We start from the raw sequence: 5017 nt of genomic DNA, 5'->3' as shown, positions 1-5017 counted from the left end.
CCCAAAACGCTGTAGCTAACTTGGCGGAGCTAGATTTACCAGCTACAGCACTGGATAAACTTAGCAAGGCTTTTGATTTGGTTTGTGCTTTGCCTGGAGCTGGGCAGTTGTCGGAACGAGCCAAAGAGCAAGGCAAAAATATCCGCGAGAAGTCGGTTAGGGTGGGTAAGCGTGGGTATTCGTTCTTGTATTATCACGACCAAAATCATGATGAAATCATCATTTTGGCGATTAAAGCGTTCCGCCAAAACATTTTTACCATCGTAGATTGAGCTGTAAGGCCCCTATTTGCTCTTTTAAAGTCTTTTTGGTATGGTAGTACCACCCACCACCACAAACGAGCAAATAGGGGCATTCTGTCGCAAAATAGAATTTTTAAAAATTCATGCCGTAACTTTGGGTTGGTTTTTGCATTTGCATTTGGTCTGTTAGGGCTTCTTCTATTCGATCTATGGCGGCACAACATGGCTCGTATCGATCGTCACCGCCAGCAAGGGCGCGCTCTCTTGTTACCATTCGCGTTTTGTCTTCATTGATCGCCAGCGTTCTTGTGTCGTACACCAGTGCAATTCTACCTAAGAACACAGGATCTCCATGTTTGGTTCTGTCGCAAACAAAATATTTCTCTTGTATCGTTGGCCAGTGTGGACGCTTCAGCGGAAAGTGCATGACTGCTTCGTGTGGCGACAATGGCGGAACTTCCAAATCAGCTTCGCCCTCTAATTCTTTTTGTCGCTTGATCTGATTATTGATTTTTTGGATAACGCCCGCTTGTTCGTATTCTTCAAAAAATTTCAACACATCGGACGCGTCTGCAACTTCATCATTGTCTTTGCGAACTTGAATATCAAAAATTTGTGCTTTCTGGTTAGTCCTTTCTTCGTGTCGTTTAAGCAAGTTATCTTGGTAAGGTTTTTCAATCAGATTTTCGGACAAAACCAAGACTTTTGTTTGGTTTTCGCCACGATAATAACCAAACTTATCAAGTATGCCGTGTTGATACACAGCAATTCTTCTCGTGATTACTTTATCAAGCTCCATTTTTTCCAATCTTTGTTTTGCTTGGTATAAAGCTCTTGGCAAGTATTCTGGTTGCTCCAGCTCTCCCCTTTCCTTATAATTTCTCATGTCAATACTTGCTTCAAAACCTGCTTTCATCAAGTGATTATTTGCAAGTTTTTCCCATCGTTCACGCTGTTGCATTAATTCATTTTTGCGCTGTTCTGCTGTTTTTGCAGTTGTATCTTTTTTGCAGCCGCCTCGCTCTGGATTTTTTGCGTTGTAGCGTTTAAAATATTGTTGCGGATCTGATCTATTTAAGCCGTCATCTATTCGCTCCGAAAACATCAAATGCAAATGCGGTTGTTCTTTGCCGTCTTTGGCTTTGATATTGTGTATCGCAAAAGCATAAGCGTGTTTATCGCCCAATTCTTGCTTAATCCAATCTTCTACAAGTTTGTATCTTTGTTCTGCGTCTAATTCGCGTGGCAAGCTAATAAGATGATCTCGGTAAACTGTGCCGTTTGCTCTCTCAAACTTATCCGCCATTTCAAAAAATTTTACAGGGTCGTCTTTCGCCCATTCGGGCAAATTACCCCAATCCCTTGCTTCTAGTTCTTGTATTTTTTTTGCGTATTGATCAAATGCTAAAATATACTTAGCATGACCTCCGCCAGAACCCTTTTGACCTACGGTAACCGATAATCTTGATAATGCCATTTTTAAAATCCTCAAAAAATCTTAAAACCGCCATTTATGGCGGAAAACTCGAAGAGTTTTAAGGGGGTTTCGAAAGGGGGGCTTGTCCACTTTCGTCCAGTTAGTTTCTCATCATTGCGAGACGAAGTCAAGCTAATGTATGAGAAACTACTAACTGGACACTCATTACCATGAGTGAAACGCTGGGGGGTGGTTGCTTTATGATAGCTGGATTGGTATAATTCGATAAATGCTACTTTTTGAGATTTAAAAATGAGACGAAATATAGAAAAATTTAAGTCAAATCTTACTACTGTTTTAGATGAAATTAACACCAAAGATAAGCCCAAAAAAACAGAAAAAGACTTAATGGAATACGCTGAAAGATATGTTGAAGATGAAAACAGCCTCAATAAAGATGAAGTTAAGTTATTGGTAACACTTTATGATGTTTATAAGGGCGAAAAAAGGCTAGAACACAAGAAAAAAATGGCTAATGATTTGGAATACCAAGAAAGACAAAAAGAAAGAAAACTAAACCAGCGAAAAAATTATATTTTAGGGTCTGTTTTTAGGTCTTTTTTATCGAGTAGCGGCTTTAATGGCATATTACTTAATGCTGCTTGTTGTGGATATATTTCAGAAAAGGATCTTGCGGTTTTTGGATTAAAAAAAGAAATTGACTTCACGAATAAAAAAGTTGTATTATGGCATCAAGGCAAAGAATATCATGCTGTTGATGAAGAGCATATCAACCAACTACAAGAGTATAGTTTGTTGGATGAATCAATCAAGAAAAAATTTTACCAACAGTTTGAACAAGGCGAGGAAAACTAAATGGCAAAAAACATCAAAACAGCAATTAACGATCACCTAAAAACAATCGCTGAACTCAAGAAAAAATTAAAACAGCAAGCAGACAAAGAAAACTTGTTGCTGGGCGCTGTTGTTCGTGATTATGCAAAAAATAATTACGAGTTTGCCCAAGAAGTTTTGATGGCGATTGAGGACGCACCAGCACGAACCAAAAAAGCGTTATCTGGACTTGTTGATGAATTAAATACTGTGTCTAAAACTCAAGTTAAAGCAGAAGAACAGACGACAAATTTTTAATCAATGAAAATATAAAAAAACCGCCAAAGCTGGCGGTTTTTTTAGTTGGGTAGGACAAAAAAATCATGCTTGTCTACTGAACAAAAACTATCATGAACCATGCTCATGATAGTTTCATAGTCGCCCTGCGAAAATAAACTATCGAACATAAGGGAGTTTGTAAGGGCGCGAATACACTTTTTATTGATAATACAAAAATCTTCAGCGTGGGGTAAGCAGTCGTTAATCCATTGTTCTTCATAGATTTGGATTTTAGCTTTGCTTGTTTGTGTTTCTTTTTCACGCTTTTTCTTTTTGTCGTTTTTGGCTTGGTCTCTTAGGGCTTGGATACCTCTGTGGTCTCTTAGGGCTTTGTTTCTTGTGTTGATGATGTGGGTGGCACTAGCATCAGGATTGCGAACCAACAACTCTTGCTCTGCCCTGTCTGCGATTGCTCGCTCTTCATCTGTGTAGCCATCAACCAAATCAATAGTGTGTTTGTCTCGTTCTTGAATTTCTTTGGTCTTCTTTCTTTTTGGTTTAGAAATCTTATCAATTTCTTCACGAAAGAAGAATTTTAATTTAGCTGTTTTTTTCCCTTTTTTGATTGTTTCAAAGGATATTCTTAAAGCGGTATTAAGCTCAATTTCTTTGATGGCAGGCTGAATAACAAATCTTTTAAAGTCAGTGAAGAGCGGATATTTCTCCACACAGTTAAATTGTTCTCGCAAAAAATCAATGGTGTATTCCGCTTCTTTATTTTGTTTATTTAAACAACTTGAAATTAGCAAATACATAATAATGCCATAACAACCAAGATTGGTGATAGCCTGTAGTTCAAATTTGGTAAATGGATTATGCCTGTCAAATATTGTTAGCATTTCGATAACATTGTCATCAAGCCTAATTTTTAATCTTCCTTCATGTTGTAAATATTCGCATGAACTCACCCAGCTAACGCCAGTTTTAATTTTATAATCATTTTTCCAATCCCAATAAAAAAAAGCTTTTTTTAAAATACTATCAGCAACTTTTGCCAATTCTTCATAGTAATTTTTACCTTTGATATTGTAATGTGCGACAAAATCTTTGACATCTAGGTAAAACTCTCTAGTTTTTGGATTTTCTTCGATTTTTTGTCGAACAATGGGCGATAGCAACATAATTAAACGACGTTCGTTTAAATTTAAGTCTGTAATAGCATTAAGCAAGCGATTTTGGATCACAAAATATTTATCGCTATATACTTTTTTCTTTTCTACTGGAGTTTCTTTTTCCTGAAGTTCCTGAAGACTACTCTCTTGAAGTGATTGCTTTAGATATTCCGATGACCAAGATATAGGATGCACTTCCAGTGCTGGATTTTGTCGTGCTAGTTTTAGTTCCTGTTGTTGTAGCTCTAGCTTTTGTCGTGCTAGTTTTAGTTCCATTTCCAATTGATGGTAGCGTTCCATTTCCAATTGACGGTAGTATTCATATTCATCATAGCTGTCGTATTTCATTTTACCACCCTTATTAAAATTACAAATAAGATAAAGTTTAATCAAACTAAGTAAATAAGTCAATTATTTTTCTTACTTACCCTTTTTTTTCACTCATTTAACCCTTTTTTTTCACTCATTTAACCCTTTTTTTTCACTCATTTAACCCTTTTTTTTCACTCATTTAACCCTTTTTTTTCACTCATTTAAGCTCTGAAACTCAATATATATAAGGCTTTGAGACCCCTGAAAAGTATTGAAAAGTATTGAAAAAAAATAAAAAAAAGAAAAACTTCGCTCCGCTCCGTTTTTTTTGTTTTTTTTTAATTTTTAAAGGGGGAAAGGGGTTTAAGTTTACCAACCAACCAGATACCACCCCTTAATCGTGATTGTGTTATACTATGGTTAATTAGTTTAAGGAGGTTATCATGTCAGCGGTATTAGCTCATGATTTTGACATTGATCTCGAGCGTCAAGAATTAGCAAGACAAGCAGAACAAACAGCATTTGAACTTGAGGGGTTAGAAGCGTTAAGGCACTACCAAGCAACAGGGCTACACATCACAGGCGATGAACTAAAAGCATATATCAGCAGTTTGGCAAATGGTGGATTAGCGGAGCTACCCCAATGCCACAGTTAAAATTATCCCAAAACGCTGTAGCTAACTTGGCGGAGCTAGATTTACCAGCTACAGCACTGGATAAACTTAGCAAGGCTTTTGATTTGGTTTGTGCTTTGCCTGGAG

The 5017-nt window shown here is 37.0% G+C and carries 6 protein-coding genes; 4 read left to right on the top strand and 2 right to left on the bottom strand.

Annotation, left to right across the window (positions count from 1 at the left end; all coding sequences use genetic code 11):
* The coding region (locus U9670_RS08640; protein ID WP_323843773.1) for a hypothetical protein at positions 1–272 on the top strand (272 nt) is incomplete at its 5' end.
* Between the two features lie 103 nt (positions 273–375).
* On the opposite strand, the gene U9670_RS08635 is transcribed toward U9670_RS08640, so the two are convergent.
* Complete coding sequence (locus tag U9670_RS08635) at positions 376–1719, bottom strand: MobA/MobL family protein (protein WP_323842616.1); 1344 nt, start codon at positions 1717–1719, stop codon at positions 376–378.
* A gap of 252 nt (positions 1720–1971) precedes the next feature.
* Here U9670_RS08635 and U9670_RS08630 point away from each other — a divergent pair, with 252 nt between their 5' ends.
* Complete coding sequence (locus U9670_RS08630; protein WP_323842611.1) at positions 1972–2535, top strand: hypothetical protein; 564 nt, start codon at positions 1972–1974, stop codon at positions 2533–2535.
* Positions 2536–2811 carry a hypothetical protein gene (locus U9670_RS08625; RefSeq protein ID WP_323842612.1) on the top strand — a complete coding sequence of 92 codons (276 nt, stop codon included), beginning with the start codon at positions 2536–2538 and terminating at the stop codon, positions 2809–2811.
* Positions 2812–2852: 41 nt separating this feature from the next.
* Here the strand turns inward: U9670_RS08625 and U9670_RS08620 are convergent, their stop codons facing one another.
* A complete protein-coding gene (locus U9670_RS08620) occupies positions 2853–4292 on the bottom strand; it encodes a replication initiation protein (RefSeq protein ID WP_323842613.1) in 1440 nt (479 codons plus the stop codon).
* 407 nt (positions 4293–4699) lie between these two features.
* Here U9670_RS08620 and U9670_RS08615 point away from each other — a divergent pair, with 407 nt between their 5' ends.
* The gene (locus U9670_RS08615) at positions 4700–4912 is read left to right on the top strand and encodes a hypothetical protein (protein WP_323842614.1); all 213 of its coding nucleotides are present in this window, start codon (positions 4700–4702) and stop codon (positions 4910–4912) included.
* Positions 4913–5017 lie beyond the last annotated feature (105 nt).

The sequence above is a fragment of the Moraxella tarda genome (assembly GCF_035181405.1).
Lineage (GTDB): Bacteria > Pseudomonadota > Gammaproteobacteria > Pseudomonadales > Moraxellaceae > Moraxella.
The sequence above is the reverse complement of the archived record's forward strand: the minus strand, read 5'-3'. Positions and strand labels throughout refer to the sequence as shown.

Coding starts and splice junctions, on each gene's coding strand:
- U9670_RS08615 (WP_323842614.1), top strand. CDS start 4,700: ATGTCAGCGGTATTAGCTCATGATTTTGACATTGATCTCGAGCGTCAA.
- U9670_RS08635 (WP_323842616.1), bottom strand. CDS start 1,719: ATGGCATTATCAAGATTATCGGTTACCGTAGGTCAAAAGGGTTCTGGC.
- U9670_RS08625 (WP_323842612.1), top strand. CDS start 2,536: ATGGCAAAAAACATCAAAACAGCAATTAACGATCACCTAAAAACAATC.
- U9670_RS08630 (WP_323842611.1), top strand. CDS start 1,972: ATGAGACGAAATATAGAAAAATTTAAGTCAAATCTTACTACTGTTTTA.
- U9670_RS08620 (WP_323842613.1), bottom strand. CDS start 4,292: ATGAAATACGACAGCTATGATGAATATGAATACTACCGTCAATTGGAA.